Origin of the sequence: Glycomyces salinus (genome assembly GCF_016428645.1) — a bacterium.
Classification (GTDB): domain Bacteria; phylum Actinomycetota; class Actinomycetes; order Mycobacteriales; family Micromonosporaceae; genus Glycomyces; species Glycomyces salinus.
Map to the genome: position 1 here is coordinate 27,187 of NZ_JAELXW010000083.1, position 20,069 is coordinate 47,255.

Consider the following 20,069-nt stretch of genomic DNA (forward strand, 5'->3'; position numbering starts at 1 on the left):
GTCGTCAGTCGCCTCCGCCGCCGTCCCCTCCTCCGGTGTCGCCGCCTCCTCCCGAGCCCCAGTCGTCCAGGAAGCTCTTGCCTTCGCCGAGCGGCACCGGGCGGAGTCGGGACCAGACGACCATGACCAGCACCGCGAGTGCCGCCGTCGTGATCATCGCCGTATTCCGTCCCGGCGCCAGATACGGGCGCTCGGTCTGGGACATCGGATGGACGTCCCAGAGCATCCGCCCGTCGGCGGTTTCTTCGTCAGGCCACAGGCCCGCCGGGTCGCCGGGTTCGAGCGCGATCGCCGAGGTGGTGATGGTCCGGAATCGGTCGATCTCGCCTTCCGGGAGCGTCGGGACCTCCACCCAGAAGTCGCACCGGTACGACAGCCAGAGGGCCACGCCGTTGCGCGAGCACTCATCGACCTCGGCGATCTCGCCGATGTGGACCGGTTCGCCTTCGGGGCCCGAGAACGCGGTGAACCCGACCAAGCCGACGAAGTAGGCGGCCCACCCGGAGAGGACGGCCCAGCCGAACGCCACGGAGAAGACGCGCCAGGCCCGGCGCAGCCGCCCCCGAGGCTTGACGACGGACCGGGACGGTTTGCGGAGTCCGGCGGCGTCGATCGCGATCACGATCGCGGCCGGGACCATCGCCACGAGGGTGACCCCGAGCGCGAACCAGGCGTTCGGCCAGAAGTCGGCGGGCATCGGGCCTCCTGGAGGGGAGTCTCGGGGTTGCTGCGGCGCAGCGTGATAGGTCCCGATGTTAGGCGGGCGGCGCTCACGGAGCGGTGCCGCGAAAGTCCGCACCGGTCGCGGTCGGCGCGGTGTCGGCGGCTTCGGGCCGGGCACGCTCCGAGCGAACGTGTCGGCTCCGCGAGCGACGATTGTAGTCGGGGCCCTGAGATCCTCGTAACCCGGACCGGCCGGACGCGTAAGGACTTAAGGCGAATCCCCTGCGTGTCGGCGACGCCGGGTGGCGAGTGCTTGTGCCATAGTGCCGAAGGTTCCTTGATCGCCACGATCGGGTGAACCGATGCGGTCGGTCCTCGATTTCCGGGGCGCGGCCGGCTCGGCTGGGCGGGCCGTCGATATTCCTGCCAGGCGGCTCGCCCGAACCGGGGTCCGAGCGCGATCCCGGCGGCTCCGTCACGACCAGGCCCGGAGGAAGTCCTCGGGACCGAGCGTCGGGATCGACTCGGCGGTGGAGCCGGTCCGCGAGACCGCCGGTATCGGCGTCGGCTCGTCACCGGTCCGACGACCCGGCCCCTCCAGGCGGTCCACCGCGAGTACACCGCCTGGGGCACGGGCAGGCCCCGGCCGCTAACTATCATCGACGGTAGTCCTCTTCCTGCCGGCGAGGGCGGCGACGACGAGATTCCAGGTGACTCCCGCCAGAACGGCGGTCACCAAGGACCCGTCCACGCCGCCGACGCCGAAGCCGAACATCGCCGCGAACGCGGCCGCCGGTGCCAAGGCGTACCAGCCGAAGACGCGAAGGCGCAGCTTCCAGGCGACGATCACTCCGACGACCACCGCGACCGTCGGGGCCGCGAACAAGCCGATGAAAACGGTCCCGAACCCGGCCCAGGGGTCGTCGGAATTCGATGCCTCACTGGTCGAGGCGGCCAGGAACAGCATGAACACCAACACGATCGTCAACGCCTGCGCCACCGAGACGCCGACCGAGGCGGCCAGCGCCGCCGCGGTGCTCGGCCGCGCAGCGTCCCGTCCGGCTTCTTCGGTCACACTGCGACACTCTATACGCGGACCACCACCCAGCTGCGCCTCGGCGGCGCGGGGCCCGAGTAGTCTTGGTCCACGTGTCTGCGCCCAATCTCGTGAACCTCGAAACCGTCTCCAAGGCCTATCCCGACCAGGTCATCCTCGACTCGGTCTCGCTCGGAGTGTCCGAGGGCCAGCGCGTCGGCGTCGTCGGGCGCAACGGCGACGGCAAGTCGACGCTCCTCAAGCTCATCGGCCGCCGCGACGAGCCCGACTCCGGCCGGGTCATCCACACCGGCGGGACCGCCGTCGCCTCGCTCGGGCAGACCGACTCGCTCGACGACGGCGCCTCGGTCCGCGAGTCGCTGTTCGGGGACGCCGACGCCCACGAATGGGCCTCCTCGGCCCAGGTCCGCGAGGTCCTCGGCGGCCTGTTCGGCGGGCTCGACGCCCCGGGACTGCCCGAGGGCCTCGAATCGAAGGTGGGCGTGCTCTCCGGCGGCGAGCGGCGCCGGGTCGACCTGGCCCGCGTCCTCACCGCGGGCGCCGACCTCCTGCTGCTCGACGAGCCCACCAACCACCTCGACATCGAGGGCATCGCCTGGCTCGCGGCGTACCTGAACGCGGCCAAGTGCGCGATCATCGTCGTCACCCACGACCGGTGGTTCCTCGACGAGATCTGCGACCGCATCTGGGACGTCCAGCGCGGCCAGATCTTCGAGTACGACGGCGGCTACACCGCCTACGTCCTCTCCCGCGCCGAGCGCGAACGCCAGGCCGCCCTCGCCGAGGAGAAGCGCCAGAACCTCATGCGCAAGGAGCTGGCCTGGCTGCGGCGCGGGCCCAAGGCGCGCACCTCGAAGGCCAAGTTCCGGGTGGACGCGGCCAACGAGCTCATCGCCGACGAGCCGCCGCCGAGGGACACCGCCGAACTGGTCTCCTTCGCCACCGCCCGGCTCGGCAAGACCGTCTTCGAGGCCCACGACGTGACCGTCACCGCCGGCGACCAGGTGCTGCTGGAGCACCTGGACTGGATCCTGGGCCCGGGCAAGCGGGTCGGCCTGGTCGGCGTCAACGGCGCCGGGAAGACCTCCCTGCTGCGGGCCCTGGCCGACGCGACCGAGGAGCGCCAGCCCGCGTCCGGGCGTGTCAAGGTCGGCCGCACCGTCAAGCTCGCCTGGCTGACCCAGCACATGGAGGACCTCGACGGGTCCTGGCGGGTGCTCGAGGCGATCGAACGGGTCGCCAAGCGGATCCAGTTGGGCCGCAAGGAAATGTCGGCCGGGCAGCTGGCCGAGCGGCTCGGGTTCTTCGGCGGCCGCCAGCGCACGCACGTGCGCGACCTGTCCGGCGGGCAGCGCCGGCGCCTCCAGATCGCCCGGCTGCTGATGGCCGAGCCGAACGTGCTGTTCCTCGACGAGCCCACCAACGACCTCGACATCGAGACCCTCACGCAGCTCGAGGACCTCCTCGACGACTGGCCGGGCACGATGATCGTGGTCAGCCACGACCGGTACTTCACCGAGCGGGTCGCCGACGAGACCTGGGCGCTCCTGGGCGACCGGCGGCTGCGGATGCTGCCGCGCGGCATCGACGAGTACCTGGAGCGGCGCGCCGAGACCGGGCGGGAACCCGCCGCGGCCCCGGCGAAGGCGAAGACGCCCTCGCAGGCCACGATCGACCGGGCCGCCCAGAAGGAGATGTCCAAGCTGGAGCGGCGCCTGGAGAAGGTCGAGGACCGCATCAAGGCCGTCCACGCCGACATGGCCGAGGCCGCCACCGACCCGGACCGGCTCACCGAGCTGGGCGAGCGACTGTCCGAACTCGAGAGCGAGCGCGACGGCATCGAGGAGCGCTGGATGGAGCTGGCCGAGTAGTCAGCGGACCCGGACGCCGGCGATGCGGCGCCACCAGCGGGCCACCGTCGCGCTCAGGCGGCCCCTGCGACGCACCACCAGCTGCGGGAGCACCGGCTCGGGTGCGGCCCGCTCGCTGAGGCGTTCGCGCACCAGCAGCAGGTACTCCCCGCCCGCCGAGTCCTCGTCGGCCCCGGCGCGGGCCGAGACGACCACCAGCCCGGCGATGGCGCGCCGCAGGTGGTCGATCGCGTCGTCGGCGTCAAGGAGTTGGTGGGCGACCGCGGCGGCGGCGTTGAGCGAGAGGCGGGCGGCCTCGAACTGCTCGTCGTCGTAGCGGGCCTGCCGGTCCAGGATCGGGCCGATCACGCGCTCGCAGTCGCGCAGCAGCGCGATCGCCTTGCCCACCAGGGGTTCGAAGGCGTCATCGACACCGCCTCGGGCCGACAGGGCGCGGGCGGCGGCCCGCACTGCCGGGGCGATCTGGTCGGGGTATACCGGGGCGTCGGTCTCGGCGGCGGCCACCGAGTCGAGGTAGCGCTCCTCGGCCTCGGCGTCGGGCTGGTCCTGGGGCCGCTGGACCGCCTCGCGGGTCCACAGCGACACCAGCACCAGGTAGGCGCGGACGGCCAGCAGCTCGTGCGGGGTGACGCGCTCGGGGAACAGGTCCTGGCGGACCAGGGTCTCCACGAAGGGGTTGGCGCCCAGTCCGGTCAGGTGCTCCTCCCAGTCAAAGGCCGGGTGCCAGCCGCGGAACCCGGAGACGGTGCGGATGCGGACCAGCAGCTGCTGGAAGGACTGGTCGAGGATCTCCCCGGGCGGGCGGTCGGTGTCGGTGGCGCGGGCCAGCCCGAAGGAATGCCGGAACTGCATCGGGTTGCGCAACTGGTCGTCCCTGCGCTGCATGGCGATGTGGATGGCCAGGGCGATCATCCGGTGCCCTCCGGTGTGCTCCCGGTCGGTGTGCAGGGCGGCCAGGATCTGGGCGCGGGAGGCGGTGTAGGTGTGGGCCACGCCGCGGGGGCAGTAGAGCCGGGGACCGGGCTCGGCCGCGACCCACAGGGGGCGGCCGACCGCGGCGGCCGGGACGGCGGTGAAGTACTCGGCCAGCTCGGCGGTGGTCGGGAGCCGGTAGCGGTGGCCGGCCTGGGCGTAGTGGTCGGCCCAGTCGAGGAACTTCTGGACGTAGATCGGCCACATGCCGACCGCGGCCTCGCCGTCCCTGATGCGCCCCGGCGGGTCCAGGCAGTCGTTGAAGCGCAGGTCGGTCAGGAAGCGGGCCCAGACCGCGTAGCGGACCGGGACGACGCACAGGTCGGCCTCGGGTCCGACCGGGATCGACTCGGCGGTGTTGCGGCGCAGCAGCCACTCGTCGACCAGGGCCCGGTCGGCCGAGTCGAGGCCGGACCGGTCCTCCAGGAGCGACCGCAGCGCCTCCTGGAGGCGCGGGTCGATCTCGGCGGCGACGTCCATGCACTGCTCGGCCAGCAGCAGCGAGTCGACGTCCCCGGCCTGGAGGCACGCGGAGACGATCGCGTCGGCCTCGCCCTCGGCGGCCCACAGCAGGATCGTCTCGCGCCACCACACCTGGTCGATGCGGGAGGCCAGGAACGCCGCGTCTCCGGCCTCGCGCAGCGCGGCGGCGGCCAGGTACTCCTGGAGGGTCGAGTGGGCGAACGCGTAGGTCTCGGCGCCGTCCTCGACGAGGATGCCGTTCTCGACCGCCTGGCGCAGGTAGTCCTCGGGGTCGACGCGCCTCGGCGCGCCCTTGAGGCGCTCGGCGAAGACCTCGACGGCCTCGGCGGCGGAGACTCTGCGGGTGCGCTCGCGCATCATGTCGAGCGCCAACGCGCGCAGCGGGGCGACCTTCTGGCGGGCGGTCAGAGCGTCGAAGTGGCTGGGGACGCCGGACTGCTGCCTCCGGCGGTGGATGAGCATCTCGCACATCTCGCGGTAGAGCTCGGCGCGGCCGCCGGGCAGCTGGCCCCGGTAGCGGTCGACGTTGCAGACCATGATCAGCAGCAGCGGGTTGGTGACCAGTTCGCGCAGCTCGCGGCTGTTGCCCATGAGCTTGAGGAGCCGGTCGGCGTCGCGGTCGGCCGCCTCGCGCACGGCCTTGGCCGAATCGCCGGTCTCCTGGCGGCGCATCGCCAGGCACCAGCGGCGCACGAAGTCCTCGACCTGCGGCCAGTCGAAGCGGCGGACCCGGAGCGTGTCCAGGTCGGCCAGAACGGTGTTGTCGTAGCCCTGGCGGCGCGCGGTGACGACGAAGTCGCATTTGGAGTAGTACTCCATCTGGGCCTTGATCCAGCGGGCGACCTCCTGGCGGGCCTCGACTCCGGCCATCTCGTCGAGGCCGTCGAGCAGGACCAGGCAGCGGCCCGATTCGAGGCGCTGGCCGATGCCTCCGGCGACGGCGCGGTGCTTGAGGGAGGGAGTCTCGGCCAGCAGGGAGGCGATGGTGGTCCCGGCCGGGTCGTCGAGGATGGTCTCGACGTGGTCGCGCAGGTAGATCAGGACCGGCAGGTGGCGCCGCCGGAGCCGCTTCGACTGGCAGATCTGGAGGGCGGTGTGGCGCAGCAGGGTCGTCTTGCCCGCTCCGGGTTCGCCGATGACGATCAGGGCCCGGCGGTCGGGGCCGTCGACGCTGTCCAGGAGGGTGCGTCCGCGGTGGTCGGGTTCGGGCAGGCCGGAGGAGCGGGGCCGCACCAGGCCCGCCGAGACGTGGACCTCGGGCAGGCGCATCGCGAAGGGCCCGTGGGTGGCCACCCCGTAGAGCTGGATCTCGGAGGCGTGCTCGGCGAGCTGCTCGACGTAGGCGCGCCGCTGCTTGGCGACCCACAGCCACCGGTAGGGGTCGACCTTGGGGGCGGCCAGTTTGGCCCAGCGGCGGCCGATCTCCTCGCCGACCAGACCGAGGAATCCGACGAGGACCAGCAGGATCGCCGAGCCGGACAGGGCCGGGACGCTGAAGCGCTCGGTCAGGTCCTCCCAGAAGAACGTCAGCAGCAGCACCAGCGGGCCGAGCGTCAGCAGCCCTCCGGAGAAGAACTTGCGGAGCCGTCCACGGCGCCTGGGCTTCTCGGAGGTCATGGGCTTCCCATCGATCGGGGGCCCTGTCGATGGTATTGGATCGCCGCACGGAACGTGAGCCAGCACAATGGACTGTATTTTCGGCGAACGCGCATTGTACCCCGGATCGACCCATTGGCTACCAGTCGGTAACAGGGTCGTAATTCACTGATTCATACCTTGCAGCCAGGGGCTTCACAATTCGATGTGATTTCCATAACCTGAGTCTGAAAGCCCGAAAGGGTCGGTTCCACCGAACCGTCCCCACTGGAACCGTTTTGCGTCGCCCCGTTTCCCCCGCAACGCGGTTCCGGACGACCGAAAGGGAGTACCCCCCTATGCCGAAGATCAGAACCCCCCGTGCTCCGGCCGCCGTGCTGGCCGGAGCCGTAGCGCTCGGCTGGGCCGCGATGGCGCCGGCCGGCGCGAGTGCCGAGGAGACCGCCGGTGTCCTCGGCGCCGACGCCCCCGACGCCATCGCCGGCGAGTACATCGTCGTCATGGAGAGCGAGTTCTCGACGATGTCGAGCGAGTACGACGCCGACATCGTCGAGAGCTACGAGTTCATGAACGGCTATCTGGCCGAAATGGACGCCGCCGAGGCCGAGCGCCTGGCCGCCGACGACGCGGTCGCGTTCGTCGAGCAGAACCAGACCGTCTCGGTCGCCGACGTCCAGCAGGACCCGCCCTCGTGGGGCCTGGACCGCGTCGACCAGCTCGACCTGCCGCTCGACGACGCCTACGAGTACCTCGGCGACGGCTCCGGCGTCCACGCCTACATCATCGACACCGGCATCCTGACCTCGCACAGCGAATTCAGCGGGCGCATCGGCGCCGGATACGACTTCGTGGACGGCGACTCGGACCCGACCGACTGCCAGGGCCACGGCACCCATGTGGCCGGGACCGTCGGCGGCGCGAACTACGGGTTGGCCAAGGAGGTCACCCTCCACGGCGTCCGCGTGCTCGACTGCGGGGGCGGCGGCTCCTACGCCGGCGTCATCTCCGGCATCGAGTGGGTGGCCGACAACCACATCGGCCCGGCCGTGGCGAACATGAGCCTCGGCGGCCCCTACAGCGCCGCGGTCAACGATGCGGTGGACTCGGCGGTCGACGCGGGCGTGACCATGGCGGTCGCGGCCGGCAACGAGGACCAGAACGCCTGCAACGTCTCCCCGGCCTCGGCCGAGGACGCGATCACCGTCGGCGCCACCGACTCCGGCGACGCTCGGGCCTACTTCTCGAACTACGGCTCCTGCGTGGACGTCTTCGCCCCCGGCGTGGACATCACCTCGGCCTGGATCGGCTCGAACTCGGCCACCAACACCATCTCCGGCACCTCGATGGCCGCTCCGCACGTGGCCGGCGCGGTCGCGGTGTACCTGTCGAACAACCCGGGCGCCTCCACGACCGAGGTGGCCGACTGGGTGACCGGCAACGCCGGAGAGGGCCGCGTCTCCGACCCGGCCGGCAGCCCGAACCTGCTGCTCCACACCGGTGAAGGCGACGGCGGAGGAGACCCCGGCGACCCCGGGGACCCGGCCGGCTGCGAGGGCGAGAACAACGACTCGACTCCGCTGCCCGACACCTCCACCACCGAGAGCACCCTGGCGATGGACTGCGACGGCGCCGCCGCCGCCGGCAGCAGCCTGAGCGTGGACATCACCCACACCTGGCGCGGGGACCTGGAGGTCTACCTGGTCGCCCCCGACGGGACCAGCTACCAGGTCAAGGACTCCGGCTGGGACTCCGGTGACGACGTGGTCGAGACCTACACCGTCGACCTGTCCGCCGAGTCGGCCACCGGCACCTGGACGCTGCGCATTGTGGACGTCTACTCCGGCGACTCCGGCACGCTCAACGGCTGGAGCCTCACACTCTGATTCCCTCCGCAGCACAACTGAAGGATGAATAGCGGGCTGGAGCCGACCGCTCACCGAGCGCGAGGCTTCAGCCCGATTGTCCTTTTTGAAGGATTTACGAGTAATGCGGCATACGCTAGGCTCTCGAAACGAGGTTCATTCATGAACCGCACCCCGCATTACAACCGAAGGAGTTCCCTCCGTATGTCAATGGCAGGACGCAACCGCAGGGTCCGCCGCCTCGCCGTCGCCGGACTCGCGGCAGCGGCAGCGGCCGGTTCGCTGGTCGCGGTCAACGCGATCGCGCGCGCCGACCAGGCCGACCCGACCGACCTCATCCTCGGCGCCGACGACCCCGACGCCATCGCCGGGGAGTACCTGGTCGTCCTCGACGAGGCCGCTCCGAGCGCACTGGGCTTGGGCGGCATGGTCGAAGAGGTCGTCGACGAGGTCGCCGGCCCGGTCGAGGTGGTCGACGAGCTCGGCCTCATCGACGGGTTCGTGGCCGAGATGAGCCCCGAGGAGGCCGCCGAGCTGGCCGCCGACGACGCGGTGGCCTATGTCGAGCAGAACCGCACCGTCTCGATCTCGGACGTGCAGCAGGACCCGCCGTCGTGGGGCCTGGACCGGGTCGACCAGTCCGCGCTGCCGCTCGACGACGCCTACGAGTACGAGTACACCGGCGCCGGCACCACCGCGTACATCCTGGACACCGGGATCAACCTGGACCACGAGGAGTTCGCCGGTCGCCTCGCGGAGGGCTACGACGCGATCGACTCCGGCGGCGACGGCGACGACTGCAACGGCCACGGCACCCACGTCGCCGGCACCGTGGGCGGCACCGACTACGGCCTGGCCAAGGACGTCACGCTCGTGCCGGTCCGCGTCCTCAACTGCGAGGGATCGGGCTCCTACGCCGGGATCATCTCCGGCATCGACTGGATCACCGAGAACGCCGCCGGGCCGTCGGTGGCGAACATGAGCCTGGGCGGTCCGTTCAGCCAGGCGCTCAACGACACCGTCGCCGGAGCGGTCGACGCGGGCGTGGCCTTCGCGATCGCCGCGGGCAACGAGGGCCAGGACGCGTGCAACGTCTCCCCGGCCTCGGAGAGGTCCGCGATCACCGTGGGCGCGACCGACGATCGCGACGGCGCCGCCTCGTTCTCCAACTTCGGTGAGTGCGTCGACATCCTCGCCCCGGGCGTGAACATCACCTCGGCCTGGATCGGCGGCGCCGACGCCGCGAGCACCATCTCGGGCACCTCGATGGCCGCCCCGCACGTGGCGGGCGCGGCCGCGCTCTACCTGGAGGCCGACCCCGAGGCCACCCCTGAGGAGGTCGCCGAGGCGCTGGCCTCGAACGCGGTCGAGGGGGCCATCCCCGACCCGGCCGGCAGCCCGAACCTGCTGCTGAACACCGAGTTCCTGGTCGCCGCCGAGTAGCGCGCGAGCATTCCGGGGGTCGCCGCGCGAAAGCGGCGGCCCCCGTTTCGCGTCACAGGCCGAGCAGGCGGGCTGCGGCGCGCTTGGCGAGCGCGGTGGCGTCCTCCAGTTCGCCGACGTCGCCCATCACCACCGCGCCTTCGTGGAGGACCAGCAGCTCGACGGCGAGGTCGGCGCTCCCGGGGAGCCCGGCGGCCTCGACCAGGGCGCGGAACCGGTCCCGCAGCCAGTGCTTCTGGTCGGCGGCGAGCGCCCGCGATGGGTGGTCGGGGCCGGCGTACTCGGCGCGGGCGTTGATCATCGCGCAACCGCGCGTGCCCTCTGCGGCCCGCCACTCCTCGAGGGAGTCGAAGACGGCCAGGGCCGCCTCCCCGGGGCCGGCGGCGGCCTCGATGTGGCGGTCGACGACGGCCCGCCAGCGCCGGTCGCGCGCCCGCAGGTAGGCGGCGACGAGGTTGTCCTTGGAGCCGAAGCGGTCGTAGATGGTCTTCTTGGTCACTCCGGCCTCGGCGGCGATGAGGTCGACACCGACGGTGTGGATGCCGCGGTGGTAGAACAGCTCGCTCGCCGTCTCCAGGATGCGGAGCGCGGCGCGGGTCATGCGCGGTTCGGCGATCTCGACGGTCATGGCGGTCCCTCCCGAAGACTCCACTGGAAGTATACCGCTCGGTTTAGCTAGGTTGATATACCGACCTGTTTACTTTTGGAGGACGCATGACCGCCACCGACCGGCTGTGGGCCGGGGCCTTCGTGGTGCTGTGGAGCTCGGGCTTCATCGGCGCCGAACTGGCCACCGGCCACGCCACGTCCCTGACCGTCCTGAACTGGCGGTTCCTCGTGCTGGCCGTGCCCTCGGCGCTGTGGCTGGCGCACCGGTTCGCCCGCCTGGCCGCCCGGGACGTGGCCGTCCACGCCGCGATCGGACTGCTGGCCCAGGTCGGGTACCTCTACGGCGTGGTCGCCGCGACCGAGCTGGGCGTCTCCCCCGGCACGGCGGCCCTCATCGCGAGCCTGCAGCCGGCGGTCACCGCCGCCGCGGCGTTCCTGGTCCTCGGCGAGCGCGTCCGGGCCGTCCAGATCGGCGGGCTCGCGATCGGCTTCGCCGGGGTCGCGATGGTCGTCTCGGCCGACTACTCCGGATCGCACGCGGCGCTGTGGGCGTTCGCGCTGCCGGTCGGGGCGATGCTGTCGCTGGTGGCCGGGACGATCCTGGAGCGGCGCGCCCGCCCGAAGACGCTCGGCCCGCTCGACGCCCTGGCCGTCCAGTTCCTCACCGCCGCGGCGGCCTTCGCCGCGCTCTCGGCCTCGACCGGGCACTTCGCGCCGACGATGACGGCCGGGTTCTGGGGCGCGATGGCCTGGGTGACGCTCCTGGCCGGCCTGGGCGGCTACGGCACCTACTGGATAGTGGTCCGCCGCAACGGGGCCACGGCCGCAGCCACGCTCCTGTACCTGACGCCCCCGGTGACGATGCTCTGGGCCTGGGCCATGTTCGGCGACCGGATAACCGCCTGGACCTGGGCGGGCCTGGCCGTCACGAGCCTCGGCGTGGCGCTGACCCTCAGGCGAGGCGATCCAGGACCATCGGGCCGCGCTTCGCCGGTTCGGGGCCGACCTGCCACTGGCCCGCGAGGGATTCGGCCGCGGCTTCGAAGCGGTCGGGGGTGTCGGTGTGGAGCCGGAACACCGGGTCTCCGGCCCTCACCTGCTCGCCGACGGTCTTGAGGATCTCGACGCCGGCCCCTGCCTGCACCGGCAGTCCCTGCCTGGTGCGGCCGGCGCCGAGACGCCATGCGGCGACGCCGACAGCGTACGCGTCCACGTCCACTACGTATCCGTCGGTGTCGGCGGTCACGTCCATGGTCTCGCGGGCGACCGGGAGCGCCGCGTCCGGCCAGCCGCCCTGGGCGGCGACCATGCTCCGCCAGGTGTCCATGGCCCGGCCGTCGGCGAGCGCCTCGGCCGGGTCGGCGTCGGTCCGGCCCGCGGCGGCCAGCATCTCGCGGGCCAGCTCGACGGTCAGCTCCACGACGTCGGCCGGTCCTCCCCCGGCCAGGACTTCGAGCGATTCGCGCACTTCCAGGGCGTTGCCCGCGGTGCGCCCCAGCGGGATCGACATGTCGGTCAGCAGCGCGCGGGTGTCGACGCCGTGGTCGGCGCCGAGCCGCACCATGGTCTCGGCCAGGGTCTTGGCGTCGGCGAAGTCCTTCATGAACGCACCCGACCCGACCTTGACGTCCAGGACGATCGCGTCGGCGCCCTCGGCGATCTTCTTGCTCATGATCGAGGAGGCGATCAGCGGGATCGACTCGACGGTGGCGGTGGTGTCGCGCAGCGCGTACAGCTTCTTGTCGGCCGGGGCCAGGTCGCCGGTGGCCGCGCACACGACCGCGCCGACCTCGCGGAGCTGGGCGACCACCCGCTCCTCGGTCAGGTCGACGTCGAAGCCGGGGATGGACTCGAGCTTGTCGAGGGTGCCGCCGGTGTGTCCGAGGCCGCGGCCCGACAACTGCGGGACGGCCACGCCGAAGCAGGCCACCAGCGGCGCCAGCGGCAGAGTGATCTTGTCGCCGACGCCGCCGGTCGAGTGCTTGTCGACGCAGGGCTTGCCGACCCCTGACAGGTCGAGGGTGATGCCCGAGCGGATCATCGCGGCGGTCCAGTCGGCGATCTCGCGGGGCACGGCCCCGTTGAGGAAGATCGCCATCGCCAGGGCCGACATCTGCTCGTCGGCGACCTCGCCGCGGGTGTAAGCGTCGATGACCCAGTCGATCTGGTCGGTCGACAGTTCGAGGCCGTCCCGCTTGGAGCGGATGACGTCGATTGCGGTGATCAATTGCGGTCCCTCAGTTCAATGGTCCAGATGGGCCGGGCCGAACGCGCCCGGCAGCAGCGCCCCGACGGTCGTCGGGGCGCCTTCGGCGTCCACGAGGCAGTCGGGGCCGCCGTGCTCGAACAGGAGCTGGCGGCACCGACCGCACGGGGTGAGGGGTTCGCCCGCGCCGTCGACGCAGGCGATCGCGACGAGCCTGCCGCCGCCGGTGGCGGCCAGGTCGGAGACCATGCCGCACTCGGCGCACAGCGTCAGCCCGTAGGAGGCGTTCTCGACGTTGCAGCCGGCGACGATCCGGCCGTCGTCGACCAGGCCCGCCACGCCCACCGGGTACTCCGAGTAGGGGACGTAGGCCCGGCCCATCATCTCGACGGCCTTGGCGCGCAGCGCGTCCCAGTCGACGTCCGTCATTTGTCCCCCGGGTTGTAGGGCACGCCGTCGGCCGCGGGCGCCTTGGCTCGGCCGATCAGCCCGGCGACCACGACGATGGTGACCGCGTACGGCAGCATCTGGAGGAACTCGCCGGGCACGATCGAGTTCCCGGCCGTGTCCAGGTACCGCGAGACCTGCGTGGTGAAGCCGAATATGAGCGCCCCCGCGAGGACGCCGAGCGGGTTCCACCGGCCCACGATCATGACCGCTAGCGCGACGAAGCCGAGCCCGGCGGTCATGTTCTTGGTGAACGCCAGGCTGTTGGCGATGGTGAAGAACGCCCCGCCGAATCCGGAGATGAGCCCGGCGGCGGTCACGTTCCAGAAGCGCAGCCGGTTCACGTTCACGCCCATCGCGTCGGCGGCGGCCGGGTGCTCGCCGACCGAGCGGGTGCGCAGGCCCCAGCGGGTGCGGAACAGCAGGAACCAGACCAGGGCGACCAGCGCGAGGCCGACGTAGACGAACAGGTTCTGGCGGAACAGGGTCGGGCCGATGATCGGGATCTCGGCCAGCGGACCGAAGTCGAGCACCGGGACCGACGCGGCCACGTTGTAGCCGGGCGTCTTCTTGAGCTGGTCGAACATGAACCCGGTCAGGCCGAGCGCCAGCAGGTTCAGGATGACGCCGACGACGACCTGGTTGACCTGGTACTTGGTGGCCATGAGGGCCAGCAGCAGCGTCGAGAGCGACCCGGCGAGCATCGCACCGACGATGCCGATGTAGACGTTGCCCGAGATCGAGGCGACCAGGACGCCGGAGAAGGCGCCCATGAGGAACTGACCCTCGATGCCGATGTTGATCACGCCGGAGCGCTCGCAGACCACGCCCGAGAGCGCCCCGAAGATGTAGGGCATCGACAGGAACAAGGCCCCGGCGAGGATCGCCTCGACGCGGAAGACCACGCCTTCGGGCGACATCGCCCACAGCAGCAGCCCGAGCGCGAAGCAGGTGACGGCCACGGCCAGGACGGTCTTGTGGAAGCGCCGCTGGATCCCGTAGACCATGAGCGCGCCGCCGAGGGCGGTCAGGACGCCGAGGACGGCGACCGCGAAGGACGCGGGCAGCGCCCACTCGGCGCCGGGCGAGGTCTGGTCGAGCCGGAACAGGACTTCCCGGCCGCCGAGCTGCGTGAGGGCGCCGACAGTCATGAGCGCGCCGAGGACGGCCAGGGACCACCCGTGGATCGGTTTGCGGGCGACGGCACTCTCGTCGAGCAGGGCGGGGGCTGTCGCGGTGTCCACTGCCATGGGGCTCACCAGCCTTTCGCTTCGAGGGTGACCAGGCCGCCGCGCGGAGTGCGCAGCCGCAGGATCGCCTTGACCAGGGCGGGAGCGGCGATGAACAGCACGATCGTCGCCTGCAGGAGCGTCGAGATGTCGACCGGCACATCCGGCTGGGCGGACAGGGCGCCGGCCTTGAGCGCGCCGAACAGCAGCGCCGAGACGACGATCCCGGCCGGGTTGGCGCGGCCGAGCAGGGCGACGGTGATGCCGTCGAAGCCGTATTCGAGGACGGTCGCGGTGTTGACGCCGCCCGAGCCGGTGCCGAGGGCCAGGGCCGCTCCGGCGAGCCCGGCGAGGGCCCCGGCCGCGCCCATGGTGGTCGCGTAGGTGCGGCCGACGCTCATGCCCGCGGTGGCGGAGGCGGGCCCGTTGAAGCCGACTGCGCGGATGCGGTAGCCGAAGGTGGACTTGGTCAGCAGCCACCACACGCCGACGGCCACGGCGACGCCGACGACGATCGCGAGGTTGACCCGCAGCGACGGGTTGAGCCAGCCGAGCAGGGCCGGCAGCTCCGCGGAGTCCCGGACCGGTTTGGACACCAGTTCCGAGCGGGTCTCGGAGTGGATGAACTTCGTGCTCAGCGCCCACACCAGGAACAGCGCGGCGATGTTGTTGAGCATGATCGAGGAGATGACCTCGTGCGCTCCCGTGGTGGCCTTGAGGACGCCGGGGACGGCGCCGAAGAGCCCTCCGGCGACGGCTCCGGCGAGGATGGCCAGCGGGATGTGGACGATGGCCGGCACGTTCAGGCTGAAGCCGATGACGAGGGCCCCGAGCATCCCGAAGATCATCTGGCCCTGGGCGCCGATGTTGAACAGCCCGGCGCGGAAGGCCAGGCCCACGGCGAGACCGGTGAAGATCAGCGGGGTGGCGTTGGTGAGCGTCTCCGACAGCGGCCGCAGCAGGTCCCCGAAGTCGGCGTTCCCGGCCTGGAACCGCTCGAGGGTGTTGAAGTTGAGGATCGCTCCCTGGAACAGGTCCATGTAGGAGCTGTAGATGAGGTTCCAGGAGCCGCCGAGCGCGTCGGAGGGCCTGGCGAAGAAGTAGCCGTAGGAGCTTCGGACCTGTTCGTCGGAGACGATGAGCAGGACCGCGCCGATGGCGAACGCCAGCAGCAGCGAGTAGACGGTGACCATGACCGAGTTGGCCTCGATCAGGTAGCGGCCGAAGAGCCTCGCAAAGGAGGGCTTGGATTCGGGCGGCTCGGGGGATTCGGGCTGTTCGGCGGTGGCCGTTGTGTTCTCGGTGGTCACCGGTCGCCTCCGTCGTTCTCGGCGTGGTCGGCCTCGGTCGCGGCGTCGGCGTCCGCGCCGACCATGAGGCGGCCGATGACCTCGCGCGGCGTGTCGGGGTCGACCTCGCCGACGATCTTCCCGTTGTAGATGACGGCGATGCGGTCGGCCAGGGCGTAGATCTCGTCGAGTTCGGAGGAGATCAGCAGGACGCCGGTGCCGGTGTCGCGCTCGGTGATCAGCCGGGAGTGGATGAACTCGGTGGCGCCGACGTCGACGCCGCGGGTCGGCTGCGCGGCGACCAGGACCCGGCGGGGCCGGGAGAACTCGCGGGCGATGATGACCTTCTGCTGGTTGCCGCCGGACAGGGACGCGACGAGCTCGGTCGGGGACTGGGTGCGGATGTCGAACTCGGCGATGGAGTCGACCGCGCGCTTGCGGACGGCGGCGGCGTCGACGACGCCGCGCTTGGAGTAGGGCCGGTCGCGGTACTGGTTGAGGATGATGTTCTCGGCGACGGTGAACTCGGTGATGACGCCGTCGCGGGCCCGGTCCTCGGGGATGTATCCCAGGCCCTGCTCGATGCGTTCGGCCGGGGGCTCGTGCGTGGCGTCGCGCCCGTCGAGGCGGACCCGCCCGGAGGCGGGCTTCATCAGGCCGAGCACGGCGCGGGCCAGTTCGGTCTGGCCGTTGCCCTCGACGCCGGCCAGGCCGACGATCTCGCCGGAGTGGACGGTCAGGTCGAGGCCGTCGACGATCTTGAAGCCCTGGTCGTCGACGACGGTGAGGCCCTCGATCTCCAGGCGCGGCTCGCCCGGTTCGGCGGCGGTCTTGTCGACCTCCAGCGAGATGGCGCGGCCGACCATCGCCGAGGCCATCTCGGCGGTGGAGGCCGTCGGTGGCAGCTCGGCGACGACCTTGCCGCGCCGGATCACGGTGACGGTGTCGGCGACGGACTGGACCTCTTTGAGCTTGTGGCTGATGAAGAGGATCGAGGTGCCCGAGTCGGCCAGCGAGCGCATGATCTCCAGCAGCTCGGTGATCTCGGCCGGGGTCAGGACCGCGGTCGGCTCGTCGAGGATGAGCAGCTCGGTCTTGGGCCCCGAGAGCGCCTTGACGATCTCGACGCGCTGCTGGACGCCGACCGGGAGGTTCTCCACGATCGCGTCGGGGTCGAGGGCCAGGCCGTACCGCTCGGAGACCTCGCGGACGGCCTCTCGCGCGTCCCGGATCGAGAGCACGCCCGCTCCTCGGGTGTGCTCCCGACCCAGTTGCACGTTGTCGGCGACACTGAAGGGCCCGACGAGTTTGAAGTGCTGGTGGACCATGCCGATCCCGGCGGCGATCGCGTCGCCGGGACCGGAGAACTCGACGGGTTCGCCGTCGACGAGGATCTGCCCGGCGGTGGGCCGGAGGATCCCGTAGAGCATGTTCATCAGCGTTGACTTGCCCGCGCCGTTCTCACCGAGGATCGCGTGGATCTGACCGGGTTCCACGGTGAGATCGATGTCGTCGTCGGCGGTGAACGAGCCGAACTTCTTCGTCAGGCCCCGCAGTTCGAGCTGCAATTCTCGTCCTCTTGTCGGTTCTGGCTACTCGGCCGCGGGCGAGGCCGGGGACTCGACGGTGACCTCGCCGTCGATGATGGCCTGCTTGAGGTCCTCGACTTCGGTCTTGGTCTCATCGGAGACGGCGTCCTCGAAGTCGTGGTACGGCGCGATGCCGACCCCGTCGTTGGCGAGGGTGCCGACGTAGGAGCCGGTGACGTCGCCGTCGTAGGCGGCGAGGACCGAGTCGGTGACGGCCGCGGCCAGGCCCTTCTCGGCGCTGGTGATGAGCACGTCGCCGAATTCGGTGGACTCGTAGCCGTCGGTGTCGACCCAGATCGCGTTGACGCCGTCGGCCTCGGAGGCGGCGGTCAGCGCGCCGATGCCGGCGGGGCCGGCGACCGGGAAGATGATGTCGGCGCCCTGCGAGATGAAGGTCTCGGAGGTGGACTTGCCGCCGGCGGTGTCCTCGAAGTCGTTGAGGAAGGTGCCGTCCTGGGCCTCCTCGTCCCAGCCGAGGAGTTCGACGTCGGTGCCCTTGGCCTCGTTGTGGTAGGCGATGCCCTCGGCGAAGCCGTCCATGAAGATGGTGACCGGCGGGATCTTCATGCCGCCCCAGGTGGCGACGGTGCCCGACTCGGTCTGGGCGGCGGCCACGTAACCGGCCAGGAACGCGGACTGCGCGGTGTCGAACTGGATCGAGTAGACGTTCTCGACCTCGCTGAACCCGTCGACGGTCGCGAACGGGATGTCCGGGTTCTCGCCTGCGACGGTGTTGACGTTCTCGGTCATGAGGCCGCCGACGCCCACGATGAAGTCGCAGCCGTCGTCGACGGCCGAGCGCAGGTTCGGGTCGTAGTCGGTGTCGGCCGAGGACTCCTTGTACTCGACCTCGATGTCGGAGTTCTCCTCCGCGGCGTCGAGCATGCCCTGCCAGGACGACTCGTTGAAGGACTTGTCGTCGACACCGCCGGAGTCGGTGATCATGCAGGCCAGGAACGACGCGTCGGCGTTGTTGCCGCCGTCGGAGTCGGAGTCGTCCTCATCGGGAGCGGCCCCGCAGGCGGAGAGTGCGAATACGCCGGTGGCGGCGACGCCTGCCACGGCGAGTCTGTACTGTTTGACGGCCAACTTGGTCTCCTTAGACATCAGAGGTACTCCCATAGCGCCTAATCTTGGCCGCAGCGGAACCGCTTTGACAGCCATCTTGACGGATTCGTTACCGAAACATCCTATGACTGAGACCGCCGCGAACTGGTGTTTCGGGCTCTATACGCCGCGGTTGCGGCTCCGGCTACCAGAAGACGGCCACTCCGGCGGTCACCAGGACCATGCCGCCGATCGCCCAGAAGTGCCCGGCGGCGACGGTCCGGCGCTTCTTCCACCACGGGATCACGATCATCACCGCCAGCAGCAGCGCCAGGAGGAACTTGGTCCCGAGCTTGGCGTGGTTCGCATCCCCTCCGGCCAGGCCGTAGAGCACGATCCCGGTGGCGAGCTGGGTCGCGATGCCGTACAGCATCGCCAGGTTGATGTTGAACCGCCGCGACAGCAGCGCGGTGAGCCAGCCCCCGAACACCGCGGCGAAACCGAGCAGGTGCAGGTAACGAAGCGACAACTCCACGAACTCCATGTCCGGGAGTATTTCAGAGCCCAGTCGGGGGCCGGGCGGGGCCGCCGCCCCGGCCCGGTGCGCCACCCGATTCGGGCGCACCGCCGCCGATCGATCCGAGAGGCGGCCGCAGGCTGCCGCTGGAACGATCCCTCTGTCAGATCATGGACAAGTAGCGTTCCGATCTCGATTCAAGTTTATAGATATCAGTGTCTAGTAATTGATCAAGCATCATCAGCAGCACGTCTGCCGCATATGTACGCGCTGATCAGACATTGATCTTGCGTCCCAATGCATCATGCGCCAATGCCCGGAACGTGACAATACGGTCCCCGACTTGGCCGAGTCATTCCCCCAGAATTCAGGCAGTGGACCGCTTGGCGCGCACAGCGGTTCACCGGCAACTTCACACCGAGAGGAAAAGTACCTTGCGAACGCGCAAACTCACCGCGGGCCTCGCGATCGCGTTCGTCGCCGGGGACCGCCGCCCCAGCTCGAGCGCGGTCGGCGTCCCTCCACGCCGAATACCGCGACCACATCGAGGAGGCCGGATACGCGGTGTGGGAGCTCAACGAGTACGGCACGCTGCCGGTCGGCGTGTTCTGGTCGCAGATCTACAACCCGGACTCCGGAGTGGAGTACGACCACGAGTGGACCAGCGGCCTGCCGGATCCCCCTTCGGGCCTGCCCGAGGACTTCGAGGGCCGCAAGGCGTTCGAGATCGGGATGGCCGAGACGCTCGAACGCGCTCAGGACGCGCTGGAGGGCTGAGTCCGGACCACGCGTTCAGATCATCGAGCCGTGAACCACATTCGATGGAGAAACACATTTCGAAAGAAACGACATTGCCTCACCAAAGGCAATAGTGACCGATTCCGACCTTGCAGGTCGGTGCAGCTGAGTCCCGCGCGCGTGTCGATGATTGCCTGAACAGCACAGATCCGCTTCCGCAGAATGGAAGCGCATCTGTGCTTCCCGTACAAGTAAATGGCCTGTGGGCCGCCTCGCCGCAAAAGACCGAAACCCGTTCCCGTCCCCGAATCCGGTGCTCCGGCACGAGGAACCGGCGCCCCGCGGCACCGGTCCGGCAGCGACTGGATCATCGACACCGGCCCCTTCGGGACCCCCTGCTGGCTGATCCCGACCTCTCCCCCGAGCTGGCGGGAGCCAAGAAACCCGCGCA

Annotated in this window: 14 protein-coding genes and 2 pseudogenes; 5 read left to right on the forward strand and 11 right to left on the reverse strand. The window is 70.4% G+C overall.

The window, feature by feature from the left end:
* Positions 1–4: 4 nt before the first annotated feature.
* The gene (locus tag JFB92_RS19200; RefSeq protein ID WP_199042563.1) at positions 5–697 is read right to left on the reverse strand and encodes a hypothetical protein; all 693 of its coding nucleotides are present in this window, start codon (positions 695–697) and stop codon (positions 5–7) included.
* A 615-nt stretch (positions 698–1,312) separates the two neighbouring features.
* Positions 1,313–1,738 carry a hypothetical protein gene (locus tag JFB92_RS19205; RefSeq protein WP_199042564.1) on the reverse strand — a complete coding sequence of 142 codons (426 nt, stop codon included), beginning with the start codon at positions 1,736–1,738 and terminating at the stop codon, positions 1,313–1,315.
* A 74-nt stretch (positions 1,739–1,812) separates the two neighbouring features.
* On the opposite strand from JFB92_RS19205, the gene JFB92_RS19210 reads away from it, so the two are divergent.
* A complete protein-coding gene (locus tag JFB92_RS19210) occupies positions 1,813–3,591 on the forward strand; it encodes an ABC-F family ATP-binding cassette domain-containing protein (protein WP_199042565.1) in 1,779 nt (592 codons plus the stop codon).
* Here JFB92_RS19210 and JFB92_RS19215 read toward each other — a convergent pair whose 3' ends face one another.
* Complete coding sequence (locus JFB92_RS19215) at positions 3,592–6,663, reverse strand: NACHT domain-containing protein (RefSeq protein ID WP_199042566.1); 3,072 nt, start codon at positions 6,661–6,663, stop codon at positions 3,592–3,594.
* A 317-nt stretch (positions 6,664–6,980) separates the two neighbouring features.
* Between JFB92_RS19215 and JFB92_RS19220 the strand changes: the two genes are divergently transcribed.
* Both JFB92_RS19220 and JFB92_RS19225 read left to right on the forward strand, forming a co-directional pair.
* Positions 6,981–8,525, forward strand: a complete 1,545-nt coding sequence (locus JFB92_RS19220; RefSeq protein ID WP_199042567.1) for a S8 family peptidase — start codon at positions 6,981–6,983, stop codon at positions 8,523–8,525.
* Positions 8,526–8,708: 183 nt separating this feature from the next.
* Positions 8,709–9,947 carry a S8 family peptidase gene (locus JFB92_RS19225; RefSeq protein ID WP_199042568.1) on the forward strand — a complete coding sequence of 413 codons (1,239 nt, stop codon included), beginning with the start codon at positions 8,709–8,711 and terminating at the stop codon, positions 9,945–9,947.
* Between the two features lie 52 nt (positions 9,948–9,999).
* Here the strand turns inward: JFB92_RS19225 and JFB92_RS19230 are convergent, their stop codons facing one another.
* Positions 10,000–10,575 carry a TetR/AcrR family transcriptional regulator gene (locus JFB92_RS19230; RefSeq protein WP_199042569.1) on the reverse strand — a complete coding sequence of 192 codons (576 nt, stop codon included), beginning with the start codon at positions 10,573–10,575 and terminating at the stop codon, positions 10,000–10,002.
* Positions 10,576–10,661: 86 nt separating this feature from the next.
* On the opposite strand from JFB92_RS19230, the pseudogene JFB92_RS19235 reads away from it, so the two are divergent.
* Positions 10,662–11,498, forward strand: a pseudogene (locus tag JFB92_RS19235) (DMT family transporter); the annotation flags it as partial.
* Between the two features lie 10 nt (positions 11,499–11,508).
* On the opposite strand, the gene JFB92_RS25760 reads toward JFB92_RS19235, so the two are convergent.
* The 7 genes and pseudogenes from JFB92_RS25760 to JFB92_RS19265 form a co-directional block, all read right to left on the reverse strand.
* Positions 11,509–12,780, reverse strand: a complete 1,272-nt coding sequence (locus JFB92_RS25760) for a thymidine phosphorylase (RefSeq protein WP_372451667.1) — start codon at positions 12,778–12,780, stop codon at positions 11,509–11,511.
* A 24-nt stretch (positions 12,781–12,804) separates the two neighbouring features.
* A pseudogene (locus JFB92_RS19240) lies at positions 12,805–13,191 on the reverse strand (cytidine deaminase); the annotation flags it as partial.
* On the reverse strand, positions 13,188–14,459 hold the full coding sequence (locus tag JFB92_RS19245; protein ID WP_199042573.1) for an ABC transporter permease: 1,272 nt from the start codon (positions 14,457–14,459) through the stop codon (positions 13,188–13,190). The pseudogene JFB92_RS19240 and the gene JFB92_RS19245, both read right to left, overlap by 4 nt.
* Before the next feature lie 5 nt (positions 14,460–14,464).
* Positions 14,465–15,748, reverse strand: coding sequence for an ABC transporter permease (locus JFB92_RS19250; RefSeq protein ID WP_199042575.1), 1,284 nt, complete (start codon positions 15,746–15,748; stop codon positions 14,465–14,467).
* Positions 15,745–17,295 (reverse strand): ABC transporter ATP-binding protein, encoded by a 1,551-nt coding sequence (locus JFB92_RS19255; protein WP_199042577.1) that lies wholly within the window; start codon positions 17,293–17,295, stop codon positions 15,745–15,747. Before JFB92_RS19255 ends, JFB92_RS19250 begins: the two co-directional genes overlap by 4 nt.
* 24 nt (positions 17,296–17,319) lie before the next feature.
* Entirely contained in the window at positions 17,320–18,423 is a 1,104-nt protein-coding gene (locus JFB92_RS19260) for a BMP family lipoprotein (protein ID WP_199042579.1), read from the reverse strand.
* 145 nt (positions 18,424–18,568) lie between these two features.
* Positions 18,569–18,907 (reverse strand): hypothetical protein, encoded by a 339-nt coding sequence (locus JFB92_RS19265; protein WP_199042581.1) that lies wholly within the window; start codon positions 18,905–18,907, stop codon positions 18,569–18,571.
* 537 nt (positions 18,908–19,444) lie between these two features.
* On the opposite strand from JFB92_RS19265, the gene JFB92_RS19270 reads away from it, so the two are divergent.
* Positions 19,445–19,657 (forward strand): hypothetical protein, encoded by a 213-nt coding sequence (locus JFB92_RS19270; RefSeq protein ID WP_199042582.1) that lies wholly within the window; start codon positions 19,445–19,447, stop codon positions 19,655–19,657.
* The last annotated feature ends 412 nt before the right edge of the window (positions 19,658–20,069 follow it).

What these genes read in the sequence shown, in the direction of transcription:
- JFB92_RS19200 (WP_199042563.1), bottom strand. Translation starts at nt 697, where the DNA reads ATGCCCGCCGACTTCTGGCCGAACGCCTGGTTCGCGCTCGGGGTCACC.
- JFB92_RS19215 (WP_199042566.1), bottom strand. Translation starts at nt 6,663, where the DNA reads ATGACCTCCGAGAAGCCCAGGCGCCGTGGACGGCTCCGCAAGTTCTTC.
- JFB92_RS19220 (WP_199042567.1), top strand. Translation starts at nt 6,981, where the DNA reads ATGCCGAAGATCAGAACCCCCCGTGCTCCGGCCGCCGTGCTGGCCGGA.
- JFB92_RS19225 (WP_199042568.1), top strand. Translation starts at nt 8,709, where the DNA reads ATGTCAATGGCAGGACGCAACCGCAGGGTCCGCCGCCTCGCCGTCGCC.
- JFB92_RS19230 (WP_199042569.1), bottom strand. Translation starts at nt 10,575, where the DNA reads ATGACCGTCGAGATCGCCGAACCGCGCATGACCCGCGCCGCGCTCCGC.
- JFB92_RS19245 (WP_199042573.1), bottom strand. Translation starts at nt 14,459, where the DNA reads ATGGCAGTGGACACCGCGACAGCCCCCGCCCTGCTCGACGAGAGTGCC.
- JFB92_RS19260 (WP_199042579.1), bottom strand. Translation starts at nt 18,423, where the DNA reads ATGTCTAAGGAGACCAAGTTGGCCGTCAAACAGTACAGACTCGCCGTG.
- JFB92_RS19265 (WP_199042581.1), bottom strand. Translation starts at nt 18,907, where the DNA reads ATGGAGTTCGTGGAGTTGTCGCTTCGTTACCTGCACCTGCTCGGTTTC.